Below are 21,420 nucleotides of genomic sequence, written 5' to 3'. Positions count from 1 at the left end.
ATTATTTTGCGTGCGAGAAGAGTGCGGCGCCTTCCATCGGCAGGTCCGCCTCGAGAATCGTCCCGGTCGACGATTCGGTCATGACCAGCTTCGGGGTCCCCGGCCGGAAAGCGACGTTCGTGACCGTCGTCCCCACGGGACTCTTCACGTAATGCGTGAGCTCCCCGCGAGGATTGAGCACGAAGGCGCCCCCGAGGCTCGCGTGCGCGACGACGAGGCTGCCGTCCTTCGCCACGGCCATCCCGTCCGGCCCGCTCGCGCCGAAGAAGGTGAAGAAGGCGCCGATCTTGGAGACGGTGTTGTCCGGCAGGATCGGCCCGCGCCACACCTGGTTGCCGCGCGTCACGGCGACGAAGAGCACCTTGCCCGTGGGATCGAGCGCCACGCCGTTGGGGCTGGGCGCGTTGCCGATGAGGAGGTCCAGGTGCCCGTTGGCACGCCGGCGATAGACCCGGCCCGTGGGATCGTGCATCCCGGTCTGGCCCTGGTCGGTGAAGTAGCAATCGCCCGCCGCGTCGAACGTGAGGTCGTTCACACCCTTGAACGACTCGCTGTTGCGGTGGCCGAGCAGCGTCTCGATCTTTCCCGATTTCGCATCGAGCGCGAGGATGCCCTTGCGATAGTCCGTGATCCACAACGAGCCATCCTTGTGGATGGCGATGCCGTTCGGCCAGCCGTCGTACTCCACGACCAGCGACCACTCGAGCTTCGGCGAGATGCGGAAGACGCGCCCGTACGGAATGTCGGTGACGTAGAGATTGCCCTCGCGGTCGAACGACGGCCCCTCGAGGAAGCTGTCGATCACATGGCCGGGCTTGTTCGCGTCGCACCACTCCGTGCGCCGTGGCTTGCGGAACGCGTCAGGGATTTTCGTCAGGACGCGAGCGTCGACGACTTGCGGGGGAGTAAAGGAGAGATTCCACATGACAGTGATTCTCCGTCATTCCCGCGAAGGCGGGAATCCAGCCCTTCCGGCAACGGCTGGGTCCCCGCCTCCGCGGGGACGACGGCGACTATTCGGGCTTCACGCCGGCCGCTTTGGCGATGTCGCCCCACTTCTTCGTCTCGTTCACGATGAACAGCGCGAACTGGTCGGGGGGCATTCCGCCGGGCTCCGCGCCCTGCTCCAGGATCTTCGCCTTGATCGCGGGATCCTGCAGGCCCTTCACCGTCTCGGCGTAGAGCTTCGCGATGATCTCTTTCGACGTTCCCTTGGGCACCGCGAAGCCGAACCAACCCGTGGCGGTGTAGCCCGGCAGGCCGGCCTCGGCGAACGTCGGCACGCCCGGGAACGCGGCCGATCGTTTGTCGCCGGAGATCGCGAGCGGGCGGATCTTGCCTCCGGCGATCTGCCCCATCGCCGTGGGCGACGCGGCGATCAGCACGTCCACCTGGCTGGAGATGATGCCGGTCATCGCCTCGCCCGCACCCTTGTACGGAATGTGCGCGATGTCGACCTTCGCTTCCTTCTTGAAGAACTCCGCGTTCATGTGCGTCGAGCTGCCGATGCCGCCCGAGCCGTAGTTGAGCTTCCCCGGCTCCTTCTTCGCGGCGGCGAGGAGCTCCTGCACCGTCTTGTAGGGCGAGGTCGCGGGCACGACGAGGACCACGGGCGTCGTGATGATCGTGGTCACGGGCACGATATCGTTCGCGTGGTCCCACGTGAGCTTCGCGAAGAGCGCGGGCACCATCGCGTAGCTCGTGTCGTTCGCGAGGATGGTGTAGCCATCCGGCGCCGCCTTCGCGACGGCATTCACGCCGATCGTCCCGGATGCACCCGTCTTGTTCTCGACTACGAACGCTTTGCCGAGCTGCTCCGTGAGCTTGTTGCCCATGAGGCGCGCGGAGAAATCCACGGTGCCTCCGGGCGAGTACGGCACGATGATCTTCACGGGCTGCGCGGGCCACGGCGATTGCGCGGCGGCGATACCGACGAAGGCCATGGCGAGAAGTGCGGCGACTCTGTTCACGTTGTCTCCTTGGCTGGGTCCCCGCCTTCGCGGGGACGACGGTGCATCAGTCGAGCTTGATGCCGGCTTCGCGAACCGCCGTGCCCCATTTCACGTTCTCGGTCTTGATGAACTCCGCGAAGTCCTTGGCCGTGCCGCCGAGCGGCGTGCTGCCGTCCTCGGCGAGCTTCGCTTTCATCTCCGGATTGCCGAGCGCGCGGTTGGCTTCCGCGTTGAGCTTGTCGATGATCGCCTTGGGCGTGCCGGCCGGCGCCACCAGCCCGCTCCACGTCGCGGCCTCGAAGCCCGGATAGCCCAGCTCCGCCACGGTCGGCACGTCGGGGAAGTTCGAGAGGCGTTTCGGCGAGGTCGTGGCGATCGGCCGCAGCTTGCCGCCGGTGACCAGCCCGCCCACGGCCTGCGTGTTGCCGAAGAAGCAATCCACGCTGCCACCGAGGAGGTCCGCCACGGCGGGCCCCGCACCCTTGTACGGCACGTGCGCCATCTTGATTCCGGCTCTGCGCTGGAACAGCTCGCCGCCGATGTGGCCGATGGTGCCGTTTCCCGAGGAGGCCATGTTGAGCTTGCCCGGGTTGGCCTTGGCGCCGTCGACGAATTCCTTCAGCGTCTTGTACGGCGACGACTGCGACACGACGAGGATGAGCGGCTGCGAAGACACGAGCGCGATGGGCTCGAAGTCCTTCACCGGATCGAACGGCAGCTTTCCGTAGAGCGTGGGATTCACGGCGAGGTTCGCGGTCTGGCCCATCGCGATGGTGTAGCCATCGGGCGGCGCCTTCGCGGCAAAGTCCAGGCCGATGTTGCCCCCCGCGCCCGGCTTGTTCTCGATGATGATGTTCCACTTCGGATTGTTGTTCATGATCGACTGCGCGATCGATCGCGACAGCACGTCGGTGCCGCCCGCGGGCGTGAACGGAACGACCAGCTTGATCGGTTTGTTCGGATACTCCTGGGCCCCCGCCTGCGCGGGGGCGACGAGAAGCAACGGAGTGGCGACAAGCATCGCGAGCGTGCCCGTCATTCCCGCGAAGGCGGGAATCCAGCGTTTCACATTCATAGTTTCTCCAGGATCTCGCGCGTGTGTTGTCCAGGCGTCGGGAGGGGTGAGCGGATGCCGAGCCGCCGGTCGCCGAACTGCATGGGTAGCGCCGGGATCTTCGTTTCTTTTCCGTCGGGCAGCGTGATGGGAATCATGCCGCCGGCATTGAGGTGCGGGTCGTCGAAGAGATCGCCCGGCTTCTGGATGCGCGCGAACGGCAATCCGTTCGTCTCGCAGATGCGCTCGATCTCGGCGATGGGATGCTTCTTCAGGAGCTTCCCCACCAGCGGGATCAGCGTCTCGCGGGCGCGCGAGCGGTCGTTGTTGGTCGCGTACGAAGGATCCATCAGCTCCGGCTCGCCGAGCGCCTTCGTGAAGAGCTCCCACTGGCGCTCTGTCACGACGCCGATGAAGACCGGCGTGCCATCGCCCGACTCGAAGATGTCGTAGACGCCCCAGGCGCGCTTGCCCGCCGACATCGGCACCGGCTCCTTGCCGCTCACGGCCTGCTGCATCATGTGCGTCGAGACGAGCCACGCGCAGTTCTCGAAGAGCCCGCTCTGCACGTACTGGCCCTTGCCGGTGGCGTCGCGTTCGCGAAGTGCCGCCATGATCGCGATGGCGCCGAACATGCCGCCCATCATGTCGTTCACGGGCGCGCCGGCACGAAGCGGCTTGCCGACGGGACCCGTCATGTAGGCGAGGCCGCTCATCATCTGGACCACTTCATCGAGCGCGGTGCGCTTCTCGTACGGCCCGGTGAGGAAGCCCTTCATCGAGCAGTAGATCAGCTTCGGATTGGCCTTCGACATCGCTTCGTAGCCGAGCCCCTTCTTCTCGAGCGCGCCGGGGCGGAAGTTCTCGAAGAAGACATCCGCGGAGGCGATGAGCTTCCTGGCGCTCTCCAGGCCCTCGGGGCTTTCGAGGTCGAGCTGCACGCTCTTCTTGTTGCGGCTGAACGACGAGAAGAAGCCCGCGCCGGTGCTGGTGAGATAGCGCGTGGGGTCGCCTTTGCCCGCCGGCTCTACCTTGATCACTTCCGCACCCAAATCGGCGAGCACGAGCCCGCAGGTCGGGCCCATCACCATGTGCGAGAACTCGACGACGCGGAGGCCCGAGAGCGGCAGCGTCATGCGTGTTGGTCCACGGCGCGGCGATAGTTTCTCGGCACGCCGGCATCGGGTACGAAGCCGTACACCGGCTCACCCGGGAGGCCCTCGGCGAGGAACTTGCGCGCCTCGAGGAGCTTCGGCATGTCGATCCCCGTGTCGAGCCCCATCGATTCGAGCAGGAACACGAGGTCCTCGGTGACGATGTTGCCGGTGGCGCCCGGCGCATAGGGACAACCGCCGATGCCGCCTTGCGACGCGTCGAACGTGGTGACGCCCGCATCGAGCGCGGCGACGACGTTGGCGAGCCCCTGGCCGCGCGTGTTGTGCAGGTGCGCTCCGCCCGCTTTCCCTCCCAGCTCGGCGATCAGGCGCTTGAACATGCGCTTCACCTGCGCGGGGTTGCCGTAGCCGACCGAATCGGAGAGGCCGACCGTGTCCGCACCCGCTGCGGCGAGTTGCACGGCCATCTCGATGGCCCAGCTCTCGTCCACGTCGCCCTGGATGCTGCAGCCGAACGCGGTGGAGATGCCGACCTCGATGTGCGGACGCTGCCCTTCCGGCAAGCCGTCGCGGAACGCAACGATGCGCTTGGCGGACTCGATCGCCTGGGCACACGTCATGTGGATGTTGTTCATGCTGTGCGCTTCCGACGCCGAGACCGTCAGCGTGACCTTGGGCGCGCCGGCCGCGACGGCATCCTGGAAGCCGCGCAGGTTGGGCACGAGCGCGAGGACGGTGATGCCGGGGATCTTCAGGGCTTCGCGCACGACCTCGGGCGCATCGGCCATCTGCGGCAGGAGCTTGGGCGGCACGAAGGAGGCGACCTCGATCTCCTTCAGCCCGGCTTCGGCCAGCGCCCGGATCCACTTGTGCTTCACCGCCGTGGGCATCGCCTGCTTGATGCTCTGCAGCCCGTCGCGCGGGCCGACCTCGCTCACCATCACCTGCGTCATTTTCTTTCTCCGGGGCTTGCGTGTTTCTATTTGATAGAACTATAATTCGTTGGATAGAATCGTAGGCCTGTGCCCGAGGAGTGTCAAATGCCCCGCTATCCCGTGAAGATGCCGCTCAACTCGTCCTCGGAGGCCGGGGGTGTGGCCGCCGTGGATCGCGCGCTCTCCCTGCTCTCGGCCTTCGGGCCCGGCGATCGCGAGCTCTCGCTCGCCACGCTCTCGCAGCGCACGCACCTGGTGAAGAGCACGGCCCTGCGGCTGCTGGTCTCCCTCTCCCACGCCGGCTTCGTGCGGCGCACGGCCGACGGCCTCTATGCCATCGGGCCGGAGATCGCGCGGCTGAACGGCACGTTCACCAACTCGTTCTCGCTGGAGGCGGCCGTCGCCCCGGAGCTGCTGAAGCTCTCGGCCCTCACCAAGGAGACGGCGTCGTTCAACGTGCGCCAGGGAGAGTTTCGCGTCTGCCTGCATCGCGTGAATTCGCCGCAGCCGATCCACGTGCACGTGCAGGTGGGTGAGCTCCTGCCGCTCGACCGTGGCGCGGGCGGCCGCGTGCTGATGGCGTTCTCGGGCGCCAAGGGCGCGATCTACGAGCGCATCCGCCGCGACGGCTTCGTGGCGCTGCAGGGCGATCGCGTGCCGGATCTCGCCGGCATCTCGGCTCCCGTGACGGGCGCGGACGGCAAGCTGGTCGGCGCACTCATCCTCACGCTGCCGACGTACCGCTACAAGGACAAGTACATCGCGCCGGTGCGCGAGGCCGCGAGGGCCGTGTCGGTCCGGCTGGGAGGTGCGCAATGAAGATCCGGATGGCGGAAGCCCGCGACGAACCGAGGTGGAGAGAGCTGTGGGATGGATACACGCGCTTCTACGAACGCGAGCCCAACGAGGCGACTACCCGCCACACATGGGCGCGCATTCTCGATGCGAAGTCGCCGGTCGAGGCCATCGTGGTGGAGGATGAAGCGGGGCGCGTGATCGGCATCGCGAACTACCTGCTGCACGAGAACACGTCGACGCTGGCGCCCGTCTGCTACCTGCAGGACCTGTTCGTCGATCCGCAGGTGCGGGCGCACGGCGCCGGCAAGGCGATGATCGACTGGCTCGTCTCCGAGATGAAGCACCGGGGCTGGGCGCGGCTCTACTGGGCCACGAAGGAGAACAACTACCGTGCGCGCGGGTTGTACGACAAGTACACGCCGCACAGCGGCTTCCTTCGCTACCAGCTCCTCAACCCCGGGACCTGACGCCTAGTTCGCCAGGCCGAGGAGGCGAGCCGGGGTCTTCTTGGTCATCCAGTCGAGTTCCTCCTGCGTCACGCCTTCCTTCAGCACCGCCGCGGCCATCATCTCCAGGCCGTCGGGGTGATTCATGTTGCCGCTCTGGCCGAGGTCCGTGGAGAGCACGAGGTTCTTGGCGCCCAGCTCCTTCACCGCCTGCGCGACGTGCTTCGCGTTCACCTGCGTCCAGTGCGTCATCCACGCCTGCGGGGCGTTGGGGCCGGTCATGAACTGCAGGAAGCAGATCTCGATCACGGCGCCCATCGCGACGACCTCCTTCGCCTGGTCCATGCTGAGGCCCGGGATATTGGTGAGGCCGTGCGTGACGATGATGTTCTTCACGCCCAGCTCCTTGCCCTTCTTCGTGACGGCGATCACTTCCTCCGGGTGAACGTGACCGGTCGCGAGCAGCAGGTTCTCGCGCGCGATGATCTTCAGCACGGCTTCCATCTCGGGCGTGACCACGCCGCCGGGCGCCACCACGATGCCCTTGCCGTCCTTGTTGACCAGCGTCTTGATGTGCTTGTCGGACTCGAACGTCGGCAGCCACACGACCTTGCCGCGCGAGCCGTACATGCGGTGCATCCACTCGACGGCGTTGGGGTTGATGCCGCCCACGGCGTTGTTGAGCACGATACCGCCCCACACCTCGATGCCCGGCACGACGCGCATCACCAGCGCGGCGCGATCGGCCGTCGTCGTGACGTGGTTCTTGAGCAGGATGCCGCGCATGCCGCGCTGCTTGGCGAGCGTTGCGACGTCGATATCGTCCATCGAGCGGCCAAAGACGTCGGGATGCGAATGCACGTGCATGTCGATCATGCCGGCGGCGGGGCTGACCTTCGGCGGCGCCGGCGGGAAGCCGACCTGGGCCGATGCGATACCGGAAGCGAGCAGCAACGATGCGGCGAGCAGCGCGATGCGTTTCATGGGGTTTTCCTCCGTGGGTTGAGCTTCTTTTTTGGGCTCGTTCTCGAATGAGTCTAGACCCTGCGACGCGAAACTGAAACCTCCGCGTCAGGGATCTGCAACACCGCGGTCTTATCGTCTGCGCTCCCACCTTCAGGCAGGCCACTCCCCCATGAACGACCGCGCGCACCCGTCCCTCGTGTCCGTCGACCCCGACGACATCGGCCATAACAACTCCTCCAATCCGACCTTCGAAAGCATCCTTGGAGCGCGCCTGTCGCGCCGTGCCCTCCTGAAAGGCACCGCCGGCCTGGCTTCCAGCGTGATGCTCGGCAGCGCCCTCGCCGCCTGCGGTGGCGATGGCGACGAGAACAACGACCTCGAGCTGAACTTCACCGCCGTCGCGAAATCGCTGTCCGACACGCTCACCGTCCCGGCCGGCTACACCGCGACCGCCCTCTTCCGCCTGGGAGACCCGATCAACGCCGCCACGCCGGACTACGTGAACAATGGCTCCGAGAGCGGCGCCTCCTTCGCCTCGCGCGCGGGCGACCACCACGACGGCATGCACTTCTTCGGCATGACGGCGGCGGGCGCCTACGACCGCAACGCCTCCGACCGCGGCCTGCTGGTGATGAACCACGAGAACATCACGCAGGTGTTCCTCCACGCCAACGGCCCGACGCAGGTGAACAACGTGCGCACGGTGGCCGACGAGGTGATCAAGGAGATGAACTGCCACGGCGTCGCCGTGATCGAGGTCAACCGCGCCGGAACCACGTACACCTACTCGAAGACGTCGGCCTACAACCGCCGCATCACGACATCCACCGAGATGACGCTCACCGGACCCGCCGCCGGTTCCGCGTTCATGAAGACGAAGTTCTCCACCGACGGCGCGAAGACGCGCGGCACGGTGAACAACTGCGCCAACGGCTACACGCCCTGGGGCACGTACCTCACGTGCGAGGAGAACTGGGCCGGCTACTTCCGCCGCGCCGCCGCCGACAACGCCGCGCGCACCACGGCTGAAGTCACCGCGTTCAACCGCTATGGCGTGCCGCAGGGCGCGGGCGGCAGCTACAACTGGGCTTCGGTCGTCACCACGGATCCGAACGACACGACGTTCTCGCGCTGGAACGCGAGCAAGCTGGGCGCCTCCACCGACGGCACCGACGACTTCCGCAACGTGTCGAACACGTTCGGCTGGGTGGTGGAGATCGATCCGTTCAATGCCACGTCCACGCCGCGCAAGCGCACCGCGCTGGGCCGCATGGGCCACGAAGGCGCCTGGCCCGCTCCCGCGGTCGCCGGCCGTCCGCTCGTGTACTACATGGGCGACGATTCGCGCGGCGAGTACATCTACAAGTTCGTCTCGACCGCCAACTGGGATGCGGCGGATGCCACCGGCGGCCTCGCCGCGGGCGACAAGTACCTGAACGCCGGCAAGATGTACGTGGCCAAGTTCGCGGCCGACGGCAGCGGCTCCTGGGTCGAGCTGTCCTTCGGCGTGAACGGCATCACCTCCGCGAGCACGGTGTATCCGTTCGCGAATGCGGCCGATGTCCTCGTGAACATCCGCCTCGCCGCCGACGTCGTGGGCGCCACGAAGATGGATCGACCGGAGTGGGCCGCGGTGGATCCGCGCAACGGCAACATCTACGTCACGCTCACCAACAACAGCGTGCGCGGCTCGACGACGCAGCCCCTCGATGCCGCCAATCCGCGCTACTACGCGGACAACAAGGGCGCGACGGTGCAGCGCGGCAACAACAACGGCCACATCGTGCGCATGGCGCCCTCCGCCGGCGATCACGCCTCGCTCGCGTTCACGTGGGACGTGTACCTCTTCGGCGCCCAGGCCCACGCCGACGCGGCCGCGAACGAAGCCGATCACCAAGCCAACGTGAACCTCTCGGGGCTCACCGATTCGAACGACTTCTCGAGCCCGGACGGCTGCTGGTTCAGCCAGGCCACGCCGGGCCTGCTGTGGCTGCAGACGGACGACGGTGCGTATACCGACGTCACCAACTGCATGCTGCTCGCGGCGCTGCCCGGCACGGTAGGCGACGGAGCGACGGTGAGCGTGGTGAACAAGGCTGCACCCCAGGGTGCGGCGGGCGCGCCGGTCGACGTGACCATCAGCACGCGCGTCGGCAAGAGGATGGAGGCCGGCACGCTGAAGCGCTTCCTCGTCGGCCCCAAGGGTTGCGAGCTGACGGGCGTGGCGGAAACGCCGGATGGCAAGGCGGTCTTCGTGCAGATCCAGCACCCGGGCGAAGAGACGACGGTCGCCCAGCTCGGCGCCGGTACGTTCCAGAGCACCTGGCCGCAGGGTGGCAGCGCGCGGCCCCGGTCTTCGACGGTGGTGATCACGCGCAACGACGGCGGGAAGGTTGGCTTGGCTTGAGGTGCTAGCGCGTTAAGGCGTCATCCACGGATAAACACAGATAAACACGGATAGGACTACAAGAAGAAAGCGTCGGCGTTTCGAGGATCGCCCAACCATATGGGTCCCGAATCCGAGAGCTTGGTTTTATCCGTGTTTATCTGTGTTTATCCGTGGACCCTGCCTTGCAAGAAAGCCGCCCTCGGGCGGCTTTCTGCTTTCTAGCGGAAGTAACCGACGGCCAGCGGAATCAGCACGGCCCCGATCACGCCGTTCAATCCCATCCCCAGGCTCGCGTACGTCCCTGCCTCCTTGTTCACCGAAAACGCGCGCGACGTCCCGATGCCGTGCGCCGCGATGCCGAGCGCGAAGCCACGCTGCCACCACGCCTTCGAGCGGACAAAGTCGAGGACGAAGCGCCCGAGGATCGCACCGAGAATGCCCGTGCACACCGCGAACACGGCGGTCAGCGTGGGCGAGACGTTGAGCCGCTCGGCGATGCCCATGCCGATGGGCGCGGTGACCGACTTCGCGTAGAAGCCGCCGACCACCTCCGGCGTGGCACCGAGCAGCGCCGCGATGCTGACCGCGCTGATGATCGAGGTCGCCCCGCCGGCGAGCTGCGCCACGAGCAGCGGGATGATGCGCGAGCCCAGCCCCGCCAGGCCGCGATAGATCGGCACGGCGAGCGAGACGGTGGCGGTACCGAGCAGGAAGTGCACGAACTGCGCGCCGTCGAAGTACTTCGCGTACGGCATGTCGATCAGCGTGATCGCCACGGCGACCAGCGCGACCGCGATCGCGACCGGATTGACGACGGGATTGCGGCCCGATTTCTCGTACGCCACGACACCCACGTGGTACGCGGCGAGCGTCAGGAAGAGCGCGAGGAGCGGGCTCCCCGAGAGGTAGACCCAGATGACCTGGATTTCGGACGGGTTACTTGGCATCGCCTTCGTCCCCCGCCATCATCCGCAGCAGCAGCGCGGGTACGGCCACCGTGAGGATGACGCTCACGACCAGCGCCGCCGCCACCGGCACCGCCTGCGCCTTCAGCTGCGGCCAGAACAGCACCACGCCCACGGCTGCGGGAACGAAGAGCAATCCCAGGTGCTGCACCAGCGTCGTGGCGACGACATCGACGCCCTGCGGCACCGACTTCCGAATCGCGAGGAATGCGAGGAGGAGGATCAACCCGATCACCGGCCCCGGGATGAGCGGCACGACGAGCTTCGACACCAGCTCCCCGAGCCCCTGGAAAAAGAGAATCTGGACCAGCCCGCCGATCATTCTTGTTCTTTCTGGAATTAGGGTCAGACCCTAATTCTAGAAGGCTTGGCGGGTGATGCGCTTTTCGACCGGGATTCCGTCGATGGAATAGGTGAGCGTTCCGGTGTCGTTGTCCGCGAGCTCGACGACGAACGTGCCCACCGGAGTCACTGTCACGGCCTTGGGATCGAAGGGGCCGCCGAAGGCGTGGCCCGAGGTGCGATAGAGGTCGCCGGAGAAACGGCGTGGCAGCGACCAGCGGCCCGCGGGAACCACGAGCCAGATCGGCCGGCCGTCGGGGCGATAGACAAACAATGCGCCGAAGACGTTGTTGCGCTCCGAGCGATGCATCACCAGCGAGAGTCCCCACCCGGATTCGCTCGGGTTCCACCACATTCCCGTCGGGTCGTGCTTCGGCGGAGGCTCGACGCCCATCGTCCTTCCGATGAACGCGGCGACGTCGGCGAGCTGCTCGTCCGTGAGATAGCCGAGGAAGCGCATGCGCGACACGCGATTCGAGATCGCGCTGCGGATCTGGTCGGGATTCCACGAGGCTGTCTCCGGCCCGTTCACCGGCGGGAAGCCGTGGCAGCGGACGCAGGTCTCCCTGTAGATTGCCTCGCCGGCCGCCGGATCCTGGGCGAGAACCGGAGGCGAGACAGCGAGCAGGAGCGAAGCCAGGAGGATGCGCATCCCGCCACGCTAGCCTCGCGACGCTACAAACCCGTGAAGACGGTCAGGATCGAAAACAATTGGGGTCTGACCCCATTTATTTCCGGGTGATCTCGAGGTTGTCGATGAGGCGGGTCTTGCCGAGCCAGGCCGCGCCGATCACGCGCAGGTTCATGTCCTCGGGCTTTGGCGCCTCGAGGCGCCCGGCGTCGCGCAGCTCCACGTAGTCCACACGCCAGCCGTCGGCGTCGAGGGCATCGATCGCATCCCTGCGCAGCGCGTCGTACTCGCGCGAGCCGCCCTCGATCGCGTCCTTGATGCGCTTGAGATTCGTGTACAGCCCCACCGCGGTCTTGCGCTCGGCGGCGTTGAGGTAGCCGTTGCGCGACGACATCGCCAGCCCGTCGGCCTCGCGCACCGTGTCGCCGGAGATGATCTCGATGCCGAAGTTGAGCTGCCGCACCATCATGCGGATCAGGTGCAGCTGCTGGTAGTCCTTGGAGCCGAACACCGCCACCTGCGGACACACGATGTCGAAAAGCTTGCACACCACGGTGAGCACGCCCTCGAAGTGCCCCGGGCGATACGGCCCGCAGAGCTGGTCGGCGGCCTTGGGGGCAGTGAGGCGGATTTCCTGCGGCTCCGGGTAGAGCTCGGCTTCGTCCGGCGCGAACACGACGTGGCAACCGGCCGCGCGCAGCATCTCGCAATCGCGCTCGAGCGTGCGCGGGTAGCGGTCGAAGTCGCCGCCGGGCTCGAACTGCAGGCGATTCACGAAGATCGAGGAGACGACGCACCGGGCTTTCGCCTTCGCGAGCTCGATCAGCGAGAGATGGCCCGCATGCAGGTTGCCCATCGTCGGCACGAACGCGACCGAAGCCTCCCCGCGGAGCCTTTCCCGCAAACCGGAAACGGTATGGATGACGTCCACGAGGGCTACTTCGGCGCCTCGGCAGGGAACTGGTGCTCGGGCCCGGGGAAAGTCTTGGCCTTCACCGCCTTCACGTACGCCTCGATCGCGCCCTGCACCGACGTGGCGCCCGCCATGAAGTTCTTCACGAAGCGCGCCTTCTTGCCGGGGTAGAGGTCGAGGATGTCGTAGAGCACGAGCACTTGCCCGGACACATCGAGGCCCGCGCCGATGCCGATGGTCGGTGCCTTCACCGCGGCGGTCACGCGCGCGGCGACGTCGGAAGGCACGGCTTCCATGAGGATCATTCCGGAGCCCGCCTCGTCGAGCAGCTTCGCCTCGGCAACGAGCCGGGCAGCCGCTTCCTCGCCGCGGCCCTGCACCTTGAAGCCGCCGAAGGTGTACACCGATTGCGGCGTGAGCCCGATGTGCGAGCAGACGGGCACGCCCCGATCGACGAGGAAGCGCGTGGTCTCCACCATGTGCGCCCCGCCCTCCAGCTTCACCATCTGGGCACCGGCGGCGATGAGGCGCGCGGCGTTGCGGAAGGCCTGCTCCTTCGATTCCTGGAAGCTGCCGAAGGGCATGTCCGCCAGGATGAAAGGCTTGCTGCAGCCGCGGGCCACGCACGCGACGTGATATTCGGTTTCGGCCAATGTGACCGCATGGGTGGTCTCGCGCCCCTGGATCACCATGCCCAGGGAATCCCCGATCAAGAGGATGTCCGTGCCCGCGGCCTCGCACAGGACGGCGAAGCTCGCGTCGTAGCAGGTGAGCATCGCGAGCTTCTCGCCGGCGCTCGCCTGCTTCTGCAGCTGGGTGATGGATGTCCTCATTGCGTTACGGTTTTTTGCGGTGGGGCGGGACGCGCATTGTGCTGGGGCAGAATGCCACTGGCAAGCCTACACGACCATGCGATTCCTTTTCTCGATCCTGCTTTTCCTGGCCCCCGCGGCCGCCTTCTGCGACAGCGTTTCGTGGACCCACGGCCTCTGGTTCGACGGCACGCGCTTCGTGCCCGGGACCCGCTACACGGTCGACGGCATCTTCACCGACCGGCGGCCGCTCGTGGTCGACCGCACCGTGGATCTCGGCGAGCGCCACGTCATTCCGGCGTTTGGCGATGCGCATCATCACGGCATAGATGGGGCCCAGGCGCTCGAGGACAAGATCGCGGCCTTCCTCGAGGCCGGGATCTTCTACGTGAAGAACCCCAACGTGATCCCGGAGCTGCTCACGCCCGACGTGCGCCGGAAGCTCAACCAGCCGGACACGATCGACGCCACGTTCGCGAACGGCGGCCTCACTGCAACGGGCGGCCATCCCGCGCCGCTGCACGCGTACCTCGCGTCCATCGGAGTCTTCCCGGGCCTGAAGCCCGAGGACCTGGAGAACCGCGCCTACTACCTCGTAGACGATGAGGCCGCGCTCGATGCGAAATGGCCCGCGATCCTCGAGGGGCATCCGGATTTCATCAAGACCTTCCTGCTCTTCTCGGAGGAGTTCGAGAAGCGGCGCGACATCGCGGGGATGCACAAGGGCCTCGATCCGAAGCTGCTGCCCGCGATCGTCGCGAAGGCACACGCCTCGGGGTTGCGCGTCTCCACGCACGTCGACACCGCCGCCGACTTTCGCTTTGCCGTCGATGCGGGCGTGGACGAGATCAATCATTTGCCCCAGCCCGACCCGCGCTTCAGCGCCGACCTCTCGGCTTATGTGATCGACCCGATGACTGCGCGCCGCGCCGCGCAGAAGGGCATCGTGGTCGTGACGACGGCCGGCACCACCGAGCGCCTGTCCGGCAACGGATTACCCGCAGCCTGGCTGCCCGCAATGCACGCGAACCAACGCGCCAACATCCGCACGCTGCTGGCCGCGGGTGTGCGCATGGCGATCGGCAGCGACGGCATCAGCGGCGAGCGCACTTTCGCCACCGCGCGCGACGAGGTGCGCTTCATCGCGCGCCACGGACTGGCGACCAACCTCGAGATCCTGCGCATGTGGAGCATGGAGACGCCGCGCACGATCTTTCCCCATCGCAGGATCGGGCGGCTCGAGCCCGGCTACGAAGGAAACTTCCTGGTGCTCGGCGGCAATCCGATCGAGGACCTCGGCAACCTCGAACGCATCGGGCTGCGCGTGAAGCGCGGCCTCGTGCTCCCGCCCATGGCCGGTCCCATCGTCCTCAAGCGGGGATAGGCCCATGCCGAGCGCAGAAACCCTGGAGAAATTCATCGCGCGCGTGGAGTCCAACGCGCACGTCGAGGCGATCGAGGAGTTCTACACGCCGAACGCGACGATGCAGGAGAACAACGCACCGCCGCGCGTGGGCCGCGACACGCTGGTGGAGAGCGAGCGGCGCGCCCTCGCCCGTGCAAAGTCCGTCACGTCGCAATGCGTGCGTCCGGTATTCGTGGACGGTGACCGCGTCGTGATCCGCTGGATCTTCGAGTTCACCTACCCCGATGGATCGCGCATGCGCATCGAAGAACTGGCCTACCAGCGCTGGGAAGGAGAGCGGATCGCGGAAGAGAAGTTCTTCTACGACCCGGCGCAGCTCAAGCCTCAGCCATTCATCGGCACGTAGGTAATCGCGTTGAAGCGCACATGCTGCGGGCTCACGATGCCGCAGAAGCGCCCCACGCCAGGAATGTCCGTAGACGGAACGCAGATCTGGGCACCGAGGCTCCTCGCCAATGCCTCGGTCTCGTCCGCGTCGTCTACCGTGAAGTAGGTGGTCCAGGTGGGCTTGTCCATCGGCACGCCCTCGGGAGCTTTCATGACCCCCGCGATGAAGTCGTTGCCGAGCTTGAAGGTCGTGTAGTCGCCGTCCGGCGTCTTCATCACTTCGGACTGCCAATTGAAGAGCCGCGAATAGAACGCAGCGGCCCGCACCGGGTCGGTGGTGAGGCTCTCGAACCAGCTCGGAGCGCCGTGCGCGTTGCTGTTCACGTCGAAGCCCTTGAGGTTCTTCGGCTGCCACGGATCGAAGGCGGCACCGTTGGGATCGTGGCAGACCGCCATGCGGCCGGCATCGAAGATGTCGAAGGCCGGGGCGGCCTCGCCGCCGAGCGCCTTCACCTTCTCCACGGTGGCGTCCACGTCGCGCACCTTCACCATCACGCCGATGTGCGCCTTGGTTCCCGGCGGCGTCTGCGGCGCGTCCTTGTCGAAGAGTCCGCCCACCTGGCTCTCGCCCACGCGGATACCGTGGCCGATGCCGCCCATGTCGAAGTACGTCCAGCCCAGCACCTCGCCGAAGAAGGCCATCGCTTCCTTGGGCTGCGGCGTGATCATGTTGATCCAGCAGAAGTCCCCGTCCTTCCGGATGCCTTGCTTCACTTGATCCTCGCTTTCGACTTGTTGAGGTCGCGCAGCGCTTCCTTGCCGATGGAGCGCGCGGTCTTGTCTTCCGATGCCGCGAGCCGCGCCGCCACCCTGGACGTCGCGGCATGCAGCGCCTTGTTGCGCATACCGATCGAACGCAACGCCCAGCTCACCGACTTCCTCACGAAGTTGCGCTCGTCGGTCGCGGCCTTCTCGCAAAGCGCGAGGCCTTTCATCAATTGCGCGTCGGTCGCCTGGCCGTGCAGCGACATGCAGGCCATGAGCGCGAACGCGGTGCGCTTCTCGTACTCGCCCTTCGCCTTGCTCCACGGCTCGATGCGCGACCAGACGCCGGGCACGTTGTCGAAAAGCTTGAAGCACACCGTGTCGCAGATGCCCCAGTTGTCGAAGTCCTTCGCCCAGCGGTTCATCTGCGCGACCGTCACCTTCGCGGGATCGTCCACGTAGGCGCAGAGCAGCCGCGCTTCGTACCAGCCCGTGTCCCAGAGCTGGGCCGCGAGATCGTGGTCGCGGCCCAACGCCTTGGCGAGCGCCTGCACGTCGCCCATCTTCACGCCGTAGGACTTCTTCGCCGTGATGCCGTAGCGCACCTGGGCTTCCACGCGGGTCTTCTCGGAGCCCTGCTTCTCCAGCCAGCCGAGCGCCTCGGCGACCCGCGGGTCCTTCGCCATCTACGCGAACGACGGCAGCAGCGTGTCGAGCCTGGCGAAGCCCCTGTCCATGCCTTCCTTCATTCCGCTCCCCAACGCGGCATCGCGCGCTTCCTTCGAAGGATAGAGAACGGTCAGTGTCATTGTCGTAACACCTTGTGACTCGGCGAGCTCCATCGTGTTGACGGTCTCCGGCCACTCCGGTCCCCACGACTCGGTCGAGACCATGCGCTCCAGGGGGACGATCTCGCGGTACGAGCCCTGCAGCGTCATCTCCTGCCCGTTCGCCATGCGGTAGACGAAGCGCCACTTGCCGCCGGCGCGCACGTCCATCTCGCAGACCGGCATCGTCACGCCCTCGGGCCCGGTCATCCACTTCGGCACGTGCTTCGGGTTGGACATGGCCTCGTAGACGAGCTTCCGGGGCGCGCTGAAGGCGCGGACGACGCGGATCTCGCGATCGGAAGGCGTGGAGTATTCGCTGGTACCGGGCATGCGGGCGTTCATTTCGGGTCTTCCTCGGTCTTGAGTTGGTCGAGATAGGTGTCGAGGCGCGTGTAGTTCGCCTCCCAGAATTGGCGGAAGCCGCCGGTCCATTCGGCGACGTCCTTCAGGGGGCCGGCTTCCAGGGTGCAGGGGCGCCACTGCGCTTCCCGGCCGCGCTGGATCAGGCCGGCGCGTTCGAGGACCCGCAGGTGCTTGGAGACCGCGGGGCCGCTCATCGCGAAGGGGGAGGCGAGCTCCTTCACGGTGGTCGCGCCCTTGGCGAGGCGCGCCAGGATGGCCCGGCGGGTGGGGTCGGCAAGCGCGAAGAACGTGGCGCTCAACGGGTCTACGGAGGTGGCGAGGGCGGACATGGCTTTGGGAACCCGTCAGTTATCTAACCGAATGGTTATCTAAAGCCGATAGTTTGTCAAGCAACTGATAGTTGCCATTAATCAACAGGTTGGATGTGAGCCCGGACTTACTTCAGGCGCGGTTGAAGAACTCCCGGCCGCCCCGCATGGCGTTCATGCGCTCGATCAGCAGGTCCAGGTGGGCCGGGTTGTCGACGAAATTCAGCCGCTCGCTGTTCACCATCAGGAGCGGGCTCTCGTCGTAGCTGTGGAAGTAGCGCGAGTAGGCCTCGGAGAGCTTCCGGAGGTAGTCCTCGGAGATGGTCCCCTCGAAGGCGTGGCCGCGGCGCTTCACGCGGTCGATCAGGGTATCGACGGACGCCTGGAGGTAGATCACGAGGTCGGGCACCGGAGCCTGGGGACGCACGTGCTCGTAGATGCGGCTGTAGAGCTGGTACTCCGCGTCGTTCAGCGTGAGGCGGGCGAAGAGCGGGTCCTTGGCGAGCGTGAAGTCCGCGACCGTGGGCTTGGCGAAGAGGTCGGGCTGCTTCAGCGCCCCCACCTGCTCCACGCGCTGGAAGAGGAAGAAGAGCTGCGTGGGCAGCGCGAACCGGCGCATGTCCTGGTAGAACTGGCGCAGGAACGGGTTGGACGACGGCTCTTCCAGCAGGAGGTCGGCGCCCATCTTCTGGGCGAGCTTGTGCGCGAGGCTGGTCTTGCCGCAGCCGATCGGGCCTTCCACGACGATGTATCTCTGCTTCATGCGCGCGCCTGCAGTTTTTCGATTCCGGTTCGGTTCATGGAAGGGTAGATGCGCGCGGCGGAGCCCTGCCCCGGGATCTCCGCGTCCGGCCAGACCTCGAGCAGCGGGGCGAGCACGAACGCACGCTCGTGCATGCGCGGGTGGGGGATCGAGAGGCCCGGCTCGCTGTGGCGCGAGGACCCGTAGAGGACGATGTCGAGATCGAGCGTGCGCGGGCCGTTGGGGATGTCGCGCACCCGGCCGTGGGCCTTCTCGATCGCCAGCAAATGGTCGAGCAGCGCGCGAGGGGTGAGCTTGGTGTCCACGAGCGCCACGGCGTTGATGAACGGCGGCTGCTCCGCATAGCCCACGGGCGCCGTGCGATAGAGCGACGAGCGCTTGACCATCACGGTCTGCGGCAACGCGGCCAGCTCGTCGAAGGCGAGCCGCACCTGCACCAGGGGCTCTTCCATGTTGGAGCCCAGGGCGATGGCCGCACGCGTCATTCCTCGTCGCCTTGCGGTGCCTGTTGCTGCGCTCCGGGAGCGGCGCCTTCGGTCTTGCGCTTGCCGCGACGGCGGCGGCGCTTCTTCTTCGGCTCCGCCTCGTCCTCGACCATCATTTCCTCGCGCTCGTCCGCATTGGCGTCCTGGAAGCGCTCCCACCACTGCGCGATGTCGAGCGGCGCATTGCCGGAACGGGCCCGCAGCTCGAAGAAGTCGTAGGCGGCGCGGAAGCGCGGGTGCTCGAGCAGGCGATACGGCCGCTGGCCGCCGCGCTGCAGGAAGCGCGGCTGCAGCAGCCACAGCTCCTTCATCGTGGCGTCGAAGCGGCGCGGGATGGCGAGCGACACGCGCTGCTCGTCCAGCGCCTCGTGCATGGCGGAGTGCAGCGCCGGGATCGAGGGCTGGCCGGAATCCTCGTGCTTGCGAAGGCCGTTCTCGACGCGGCCCCACAGCAGCGCCGCGAGCAGGAAGGCCGGCGACACGGGCTTGTCGTCGCGCAGGCGATCGTCCGTGGCCTTCAGCGCCGCGAGCGCGAAGGGACCCGTCGCCTTGTTCTCGAGCGCGTCGTCCAGCAGCGGCAGCAGGCCGTGGTGCAGCTCCAGCTTGCGGAGAAGCTGCGTGCACGCCACCGCGTTGCCGGAGAGGAGGAGCTTCAGGATCTCCTCGAAGAGGCGCGCCTGGGGCACGTTCTCGATCAGGTGGCGGTGCGTGTGGATCGGGGCTTCGGTCTTCGCGTCGATGGTGAGGCCGAGCTTGGCGGCCAGGCGCGCGGCGCGGAGCATGCGCACCGGGTCCTCGCGATAGCGAAGCGCCGGATCGCCGATCATCACGAGCTTCTTCGCGGCGAGATCCTTCACGCCGTGGTGGTAGTCCCACACCTCTTCCTTCACCGGGTCGTAGAAGAGCGCGTTCACGGTGAAGTCGCGGCGCGCGGCATCCTCGGCTTGAGTGCCGAAGACATTGTCCGAGAGGACGCGGCCATGCTCGTCGGTGTTGTCGGGGTCGGCCTCGCGCGTGAGCTGGGCGCGAAACGTGGAGGTTTCCACGACATCCTGCCCGCAGAGCACGTGCACGATCTGGAAGCGCCGCCCGATGATGCGCGAGCGCCGGAAGATCGAGCGCACCTCCTCGGGCGTGGCGCTCGTGGCGACGTCGTAGTCCTTGGGCACGTGGCCCAGCAAATGGTCGCGAACCGCACCGCCCACCACGAAGGCCGCGTGGCCGGCGCGCTGCAGCTCCTCGCACGTGCGCCGGGCGCACTTGCTGATGGCCTCGCGGCGGATGGGATGCTTGTCCGGACCGTAGATCGTGGGCCGCCCGTCCTTGCGCGGTGCCCGGTCGCGGCCGAAAAGCTTGTCGATGTATTTCTTGATCATGTCGCCTCGCGCAGGGAGACCACGGGCCAGCCGCGATCCTCTGCCTTCTTCTTCAACTTCGCGTCCGGATCCACGGCCACCGGATGCGTCACGCGCTCCAGCAGCGGGATGTCGTTGTGGGAGTCGCTGTAGAACCAGCTCTCCTCGAAATCCTCGATCGCCCTGCCCTGCGCGGCCAGCCAATCGGCCAGCCGCGTGACCTTGCCCGCGCCGAACGAGGGCGTGCCGCGCGGCTTGCCCGTGAGCATGCCGTCGACCTCCTCGTAGTCGCAGGCGATGACGTTGTCCACGCCGAACTCGCGGCAGATGGGCGCCACGATGAAGTGATTGGTCGCCGTGATGATGATGCGGAGATCCTTCGCGTGCTTCTCCAGCAGCGCTTTCGCCTTGGGCAGCATGATCGGCCGGACGCGCTGTTCCATGTATTCGCGGTGCCAGGCGTCGATCTCGGCGCGCGGGCGCTTCGCGAGCGGCGCCAGCTGGAACGCGAGCCAGTCCTCCATGCGGATGGTGCCGGCCTCGTACTGGCTGTAGAAGCGCTTGTTCGCCTCGTCGTGCGTGGCGCGGTCGACGATGCCCTTGTCGATCAGGAACTCGTTCCAGTGATAGTCGCTGTCGCCGGCGAGGAGCGTGTTGTCGAGGTCGAAGAGCGCCAGCTTCATGCGGAGGCTTGTGGCTGCAGCGCCGCCTTCAGCAGCGGCAGGGTGATCGGCCGGCCGGTCTCGAGCGAGTAGCGGTCGAGCGTATCCAGCGCGCCGATGAGCGAGGGCATGTCCCGGCGGGCGTGCGTGAGGAGGTACGAGGACACCTCGTCGGCGAGCGCGAAGCCGCGGGCGCTGGCGTGGGCGGAGAGCGCGGCGCGCTTCTCGTCGTCCGAGAGCGCGACCACCCGGTAGGTGAGGCCCGTGGCGAGGCGCGTGGCGAGATCGCGGCGCAGCGCCACATCCCGGGGCGCGGCCTTGGCCGAGACGGCGAGGAAGGCGAACGCACGCTCGTTGAAGGCGTTGAAGAGCGCGATCTGCTCCGGCTCCGGCAGGCCCTCGATATCGTCGATGGCGAGGACCGGGGCGATGTCGGCTTGCGAGAAGGTGTCGCCGCGGACGAAACGCGCGCCGCGCGAACCGGCGGCATCGGCCAGGGCTCTCAGCAAATGGGTCTTGCCCGCGCCCGAATCGCCCCACAGGTAGAGGACACGCTCGGAGGATTCGCCGGACGCGGCAGCGCGGAGCGCGGTCAGCAATTCCGCATTCCGGGCGGGAACGAAGTTGGCGAAGGTCGGCGCGGGGGCCGTGGCGAAGTCGAGGAGGAGCTGCTTCATGGGGTTCCCTGGACCTGCGCCGCCGGCGGATTCGCCCGGCTGGCTTGGCCCGGGCGCGCCAGGTGGAAAACCACCCGTACGCCGTCTCAAGTAGCCTGAAATCTTATCATGGCAGAATCGATTTCCCTGCAGACGAACCGA

At 66.8% G+C, this 21,420-nt stretch carries 25 protein-coding genes; 5 read left to right on the top strand and 20 right to left on the bottom strand.

The features are described from left to right. Position 1: 1 nt before the first annotated feature. From DSM104443_RS04525 to DSM104443_RS04505, 5 genes are all read right to left on the bottom strand, one after another. Positions 2-925, bottom strand: coding sequence for an SMP-30/gluconolactonase/LRE family protein (locus tag DSM104443_RS04525; RefSeq protein ID WP_171089866.1), 924 nt, complete (start codon positions 923-925; stop codon positions 2-4). 88 nt (positions 926-1,013) lie between these two features. Continuing rightward, positions 1,014-1,970: a Bug family tripartite tricarboxylate transporter substrate binding protein gene (locus tag DSM104443_RS04520; RefSeq protein ID WP_212756935.1), complete on the bottom strand. Its 957-nt coding sequence runs from the start codon at positions 1,968-1,970 to the stop codon at positions 1,014-1,016. Between the two features lie 46 nt (positions 1,971-2,016). Beyond that, entirely contained in the window at positions 2,017-3,027 is a 1,011-nt protein-coding gene (locus DSM104443_RS04515; RefSeq protein ID WP_212756933.1) for a Bug family tripartite tricarboxylate transporter substrate binding protein, read from the bottom strand. Continuing rightward, positions 3,024-4,142, bottom strand: coding sequence for a CaiB/BaiF CoA transferase family protein (locus tag DSM104443_RS04510; protein ID WP_171089865.1), 1,119 nt, complete (start codon positions 4,140-4,142; stop codon positions 3,024-3,026). The genes DSM104443_RS04515 and DSM104443_RS04510 overlap by 4 nt, the downstream gene beginning before the upstream one ends. Beyond that, positions 4,139-5,074, bottom strand: coding sequence for a hydroxymethylglutaryl-CoA lyase (locus DSM104443_RS04505; protein ID WP_171089864.1), 936 nt, complete (start codon positions 5,072-5,074; stop codon positions 4,139-4,141). Before DSM104443_RS04505 ends, DSM104443_RS04510 begins: the two co-directional genes overlap by 4 nt. 87 nt (positions 5,075-5,161) lie before the next feature. Here DSM104443_RS04505 and DSM104443_RS04500 point away from each other — a divergent pair, with 87 nt between their 5' ends. Next, complete coding sequence (locus DSM104443_RS04500; protein ID WP_171089862.1) at positions 5,162-5,875, top strand: IclR family transcriptional regulator; 714 nt, start codon at positions 5,162-5,164, stop codon at positions 5,873-5,875. Next, positions 5,872-6,321 (top strand): GNAT family N-acetyltransferase, encoded by a 450-nt coding sequence (locus tag DSM104443_RS04495; RefSeq protein WP_171089860.1) that lies wholly within the window; start codon positions 5,872-5,874, stop codon positions 6,319-6,321. Before DSM104443_RS04500 ends, DSM104443_RS04495 begins: the two co-directional genes overlap by 4 nt. Positions 6,322-6,324: 3 nt before the next feature. On the opposite strand, the gene DSM104443_RS04490 is transcribed toward DSM104443_RS04495, so the two are convergent. Next, positions 6,325-7,284, bottom strand: a complete 960-nt coding sequence (locus DSM104443_RS04490; RefSeq protein ID WP_171089858.1) for a DUF6282 family protein — start codon at positions 7,282-7,284, stop codon at positions 6,325-6,327. Positions 7,285-7,435: 151 nt separating this feature from the next. Here DSM104443_RS04490 and DSM104443_RS04485 point away from each other — a divergent pair, with 151 nt between their 5' ends. After that, on the top strand, positions 7,436-9,673 hold the full coding sequence (locus DSM104443_RS04485) for a PhoX family protein (protein ID WP_171089856.1): 2,238 nt from the start codon (positions 7,436-7,438) through the stop codon (positions 9,671-9,673). Positions 9,674-9,873: 200 nt separating this feature from the next. Here DSM104443_RS04485 and DSM104443_RS04480 read toward each other — a convergent pair whose 3' ends face one another. From DSM104443_RS04480 to panB, 5 genes are all read right to left on the bottom strand, one after another. Beyond that, on the bottom strand, positions 9,874-10,602 hold the full coding sequence (locus tag DSM104443_RS04480; protein WP_171089854.1) for an LrgB family protein: 729 nt from the start codon (positions 10,600-10,602) through the stop codon (positions 9,874-9,876). Then, positions 10,592-10,942: a CidA/LrgA family protein gene (locus DSM104443_RS04475; RefSeq protein ID WP_171089852.1), complete on the bottom strand. Its 351-nt coding sequence runs from the start codon at positions 10,940-10,942 to the stop codon at positions 10,592-10,594. The genes DSM104443_RS04480 and DSM104443_RS04475 overlap by 11 nt, the downstream gene beginning before the upstream one ends. A 36-nt stretch (positions 10,943-10,978) precedes the next feature. Beyond that, positions 10,979-11,614 (bottom strand): c-type cytochrome, encoded by a 636-nt coding sequence (locus DSM104443_RS04470; protein ID WP_171089850.1) that lies wholly within the window; start codon positions 11,612-11,614, stop codon positions 10,979-10,981. Positions 11,615-11,690: 76 nt separating this feature from the next. Further along, positions 11,691-12,524 carry a pantoate--beta-alanine ligase gene (gene panC / locus DSM104443_RS04465; RefSeq protein WP_171089848.1) on the bottom strand — a complete coding sequence of 278 codons (834 nt, stop codon included), beginning with the start codon at positions 12,522-12,524 and terminating at the stop codon, positions 11,691-11,693. A 5-nt stretch (positions 12,525-12,529) separates the two neighbouring features. After that, complete coding sequence (panB, locus tag DSM104443_RS04460) at positions 12,530-13,339, bottom strand: 3-methyl-2-oxobutanoate hydroxymethyltransferase (RefSeq protein WP_171089846.1); 810 nt, start codon at positions 13,337-13,339, stop codon at positions 12,530-12,532. Positions 13,340-13,415: 76 nt separating this feature from the next. Between panB and DSM104443_RS04455 the strand changes: the two genes are divergently transcribed. Then, positions 13,416-14,702 carry an amidohydrolase family protein gene (locus tag DSM104443_RS04455; RefSeq protein ID WP_171089844.1) on the top strand — a complete coding sequence of 429 codons (1,287 nt, stop codon included), beginning with the start codon at positions 13,416-13,418 and terminating at the stop codon, positions 14,700-14,702. A gap of 4 nt (positions 14,703-14,706) precedes the next feature. Beyond that, positions 14,707-15,090 (top strand): nuclear transport factor 2 family protein, encoded by a 384-nt coding sequence (locus DSM104443_RS04450; protein ID WP_171089842.1) that lies wholly within the window; start codon positions 14,707-14,709, stop codon positions 15,088-15,090. Here the strand turns inward: DSM104443_RS04450 and DSM104443_RS04445 are convergent. From DSM104443_RS04445 to hda, 9 genes are all read right to left on the bottom strand, one after another. Continuing rightward, the gene (locus tag DSM104443_RS04445) at positions 15,069-15,845 is read right to left on the bottom strand and encodes a VOC family protein (RefSeq protein ID WP_171089840.1); all 777 of its coding nucleotides are present in this window, start codon (positions 15,843-15,845) and stop codon (positions 15,069-15,071) included. The genes DSM104443_RS04450 and DSM104443_RS04445 overlap by 22 nt on opposite strands. Next, positions 15,842-16,522: a DNA alkylation repair protein gene (locus DSM104443_RS04440; protein WP_171089837.1), complete on the bottom strand. Its 681-nt coding sequence runs from the start codon at positions 16,520-16,522 to the stop codon at positions 15,842-15,844. Before DSM104443_RS04440 ends, DSM104443_RS04445 begins: the two co-directional genes overlap by 4 nt. Further along, positions 16,523-17,008 (bottom strand): SRPBCC family protein, encoded by a 486-nt coding sequence (locus tag DSM104443_RS04435; protein ID WP_171089835.1) that lies wholly within the window; start codon positions 17,006-17,008, stop codon positions 16,523-16,525. After that, the gene (locus DSM104443_RS04430) at positions 17,005-17,358 is read right to left on the bottom strand and encodes an ArsR/SmtB family transcription factor (protein ID WP_171089833.1); all 354 of its coding nucleotides are present in this window, start codon (positions 17,356-17,358) and stop codon (positions 17,005-17,007) included. The genes DSM104443_RS04435 and DSM104443_RS04430 overlap by 4 nt, the downstream gene beginning before the upstream one ends. Before the next feature lie 112 nt (positions 17,359-17,470). Further along, positions 17,471-18,100 (bottom strand): deoxynucleoside kinase, encoded by a 630-nt coding sequence (locus DSM104443_RS04425; RefSeq protein ID WP_171089831.1) that lies wholly within the window; start codon positions 18,098-18,100, stop codon positions 17,471-17,473. Next, on the bottom strand, positions 18,097-18,585 hold the full coding sequence (gene folK, locus DSM104443_RS04420; RefSeq protein ID WP_171089829.1) for a 2-amino-4-hydroxy-6-hydroxymethyldihydropteridine diphosphokinase: 489 nt from the start codon (positions 18,583-18,585) through the stop codon (positions 18,097-18,099). The genes DSM104443_RS04425 and folK overlap by 4 nt, the downstream gene beginning before the upstream one ends. Continuing rightward, positions 18,582-19,961: a polynucleotide adenylyltransferase PcnB gene (pcnB, locus tag DSM104443_RS04415; RefSeq protein WP_171089827.1), complete on the bottom strand. Its 1,380-nt coding sequence runs from the start codon at positions 19,959-19,961 to the stop codon at positions 18,582-18,584. Before pcnB ends, folK begins: the two co-directional genes overlap by 4 nt. After that, positions 19,958-20,623 carry a histidinol-phosphatase gene (locus tag DSM104443_RS04410; protein WP_171089825.1) on the bottom strand — a complete coding sequence of 222 codons (666 nt, stop codon included), beginning with the start codon at positions 20,621-20,623 and terminating at the stop codon, positions 19,958-19,960. Before DSM104443_RS04410 ends, pcnB begins: the two co-directional genes overlap by 4 nt. After that, complete coding sequence (hda, locus tag DSM104443_RS04405) at positions 20,620-21,279, bottom strand: DnaA regulatory inactivator Hda (protein WP_171089823.1); 660 nt, start codon at positions 21,277-21,279, stop codon at positions 20,620-20,622. Before hda ends, DSM104443_RS04410 begins: the two co-directional genes overlap by 4 nt. Between the last annotated feature and the right edge of the window lie 141 nt (positions 21,280-21,420).

The sequence above is a fragment of the Usitatibacter rugosus genome (assembly GCF_013003965.1).
In the GTDB taxonomy this organism is placed as follows: domain Bacteria; phylum Pseudomonadota; class Gammaproteobacteria; order Burkholderiales; family Usitatibacteraceae; genus Usitatibacter; species Usitatibacter rugosus.
Note: the sequence above shows the minus strand (reverse complement) of the source record. Positions and strands in the feature narration are given on the sequence as shown.

Excerpts from the sequence above, each read along its gene's own strand:
- hda (WP_171089823.1), bottom strand. The coding sequence starts at position 21,279 with ATGAAGCAGCTCCTCCTCGACTTCGCCACGGCCCCCGCGCCGACCTTC.
- DSM104443_RS04505 (WP_171089864.1), bottom strand. The coding sequence starts at position 5,074 with ATGACGCAGGTGATGGTGAGCGAGGTCGGCCCGCGCGACGGGCTGCAG.
- DSM104443_RS04430 (WP_171089833.1), bottom strand. The coding sequence starts at position 17,358 with ATGTCCGCCCTCGCCACCTCCGTAGACCCGTTGAGCGCCACGTTCTTC.
- DSM104443_RS04480 (WP_171089854.1), bottom strand. The coding sequence starts at position 10,602 with ATGCCAAGTAACCCGTCCGAAATCCAGGTCATCTGGGTCTACCTCTCG.
- DSM104443_RS04410 (WP_171089825.1), bottom strand. The coding sequence starts at position 20,623 with ATGAAGCTGGCGCTCTTCGACCTCGACAACACGCTCCTCGCCGGCGAC.
- DSM104443_RS04435 (WP_171089835.1), bottom strand. The coding sequence starts at position 17,008 with ATGAACGCCCGCATGCCCGGTACCAGCGAATACTCCACGCCTTCCGAT.
- DSM104443_RS04440 (WP_171089837.1), bottom strand. The coding sequence starts at position 16,522 with ATGGCGAAGGACCCGCGGGTCGCCGAGGCGCTCGGCTGGCTGGAGAAG.
- folK (WP_171089829.1), bottom strand. The coding sequence starts at position 18,585 with ATGACGCGTGCGGCCATCGCCCTGGGCTCCAACATGGAAGAGCCCCTG.
- DSM104443_RS04495 (WP_171089860.1), top strand. The coding sequence starts at position 5,872 with ATGAAGATCCGGATGGCGGAAGCCCGCGACGAACCGAGGTGGAGAGAG.
- DSM104443_RS04510 (WP_171089865.1), bottom strand. The coding sequence starts at position 4,142 with ATGACGCTGCCGCTCTCGGGCCTCCGCGTCGTCGAGTTCTCGCACATG.
- DSM104443_RS04515 (WP_212756933.1), bottom strand. The coding sequence starts at position 3,027 with ATGAATGTGAAACGCTGGATTCCCGCCTTCGCGGGAATGACGGGCACG.
- DSM104443_RS04475 (WP_171089852.1), bottom strand. The coding sequence starts at position 10,942 with ATGATCGGCGGGCTGGTCCAGATTCTCTTTTTCCAGGGGCTCGGGGAG.
- DSM104443_RS04485 (WP_171089856.1), top strand. The coding sequence starts at position 7,436 with ATGAACGACCGCGCGCACCCGTCCCTCGTGTCCGTCGACCCCGACGAC.
- pcnB (WP_171089827.1), bottom strand. The coding sequence starts at position 19,961 with ATGATCAAGAAATACATCGACAAGCTTTTCGGCCGCGACCGGGCACCG.
- DSM104443_RS04425 (WP_171089831.1), bottom strand. The coding sequence starts at position 18,100 with ATGAAGCAGAGATACATCGTCGTGGAAGGCCCGATCGGCTGCGGCAAG.
- DSM104443_RS04500 (WP_171089862.1), top strand. The coding sequence starts at position 5,162 with ATGCCCCGCTATCCCGTGAAGATGCCGCTCAACTCGTCCTCGGAGGCC.
- DSM104443_RS04450 (WP_171089842.1), top strand. The coding sequence starts at position 14,707 with ATGCCGAGCGCAGAAACCCTGGAGAAATTCATCGCGCGCGTGGAGTCC.
- DSM104443_RS04525 (WP_171089866.1), bottom strand. The coding sequence starts at position 925 with ATGTGGAATCTCTCCTTTACTCCCCCGCAAGTCGTCGACGCTCGCGTC.
- panB (WP_171089846.1), bottom strand. The coding sequence starts at position 13,339 with ATGAGGACATCCATCACCCAGCTGCAGAAGCAGGCGAGCGCCGGCGAG.
- DSM104443_RS04455 (WP_171089844.1), top strand. The coding sequence starts at position 13,416 with ATGCGATTCCTTTTCTCGATCCTGCTTTTCCTGGCCCCCGCGGCCGCC.
- DSM104443_RS04490 (WP_171089858.1), bottom strand. The coding sequence starts at position 7,284 with ATGAAACGCATCGCGCTGCTCGCCGCATCGTTGCTGCTCGCTTCCGGT.
- DSM104443_RS04470 (WP_171089850.1), bottom strand. The coding sequence starts at position 11,614 with ATGCGCATCCTCCTGGCTTCGCTCCTGCTCGCTGTCTCGCCTCCGGTT.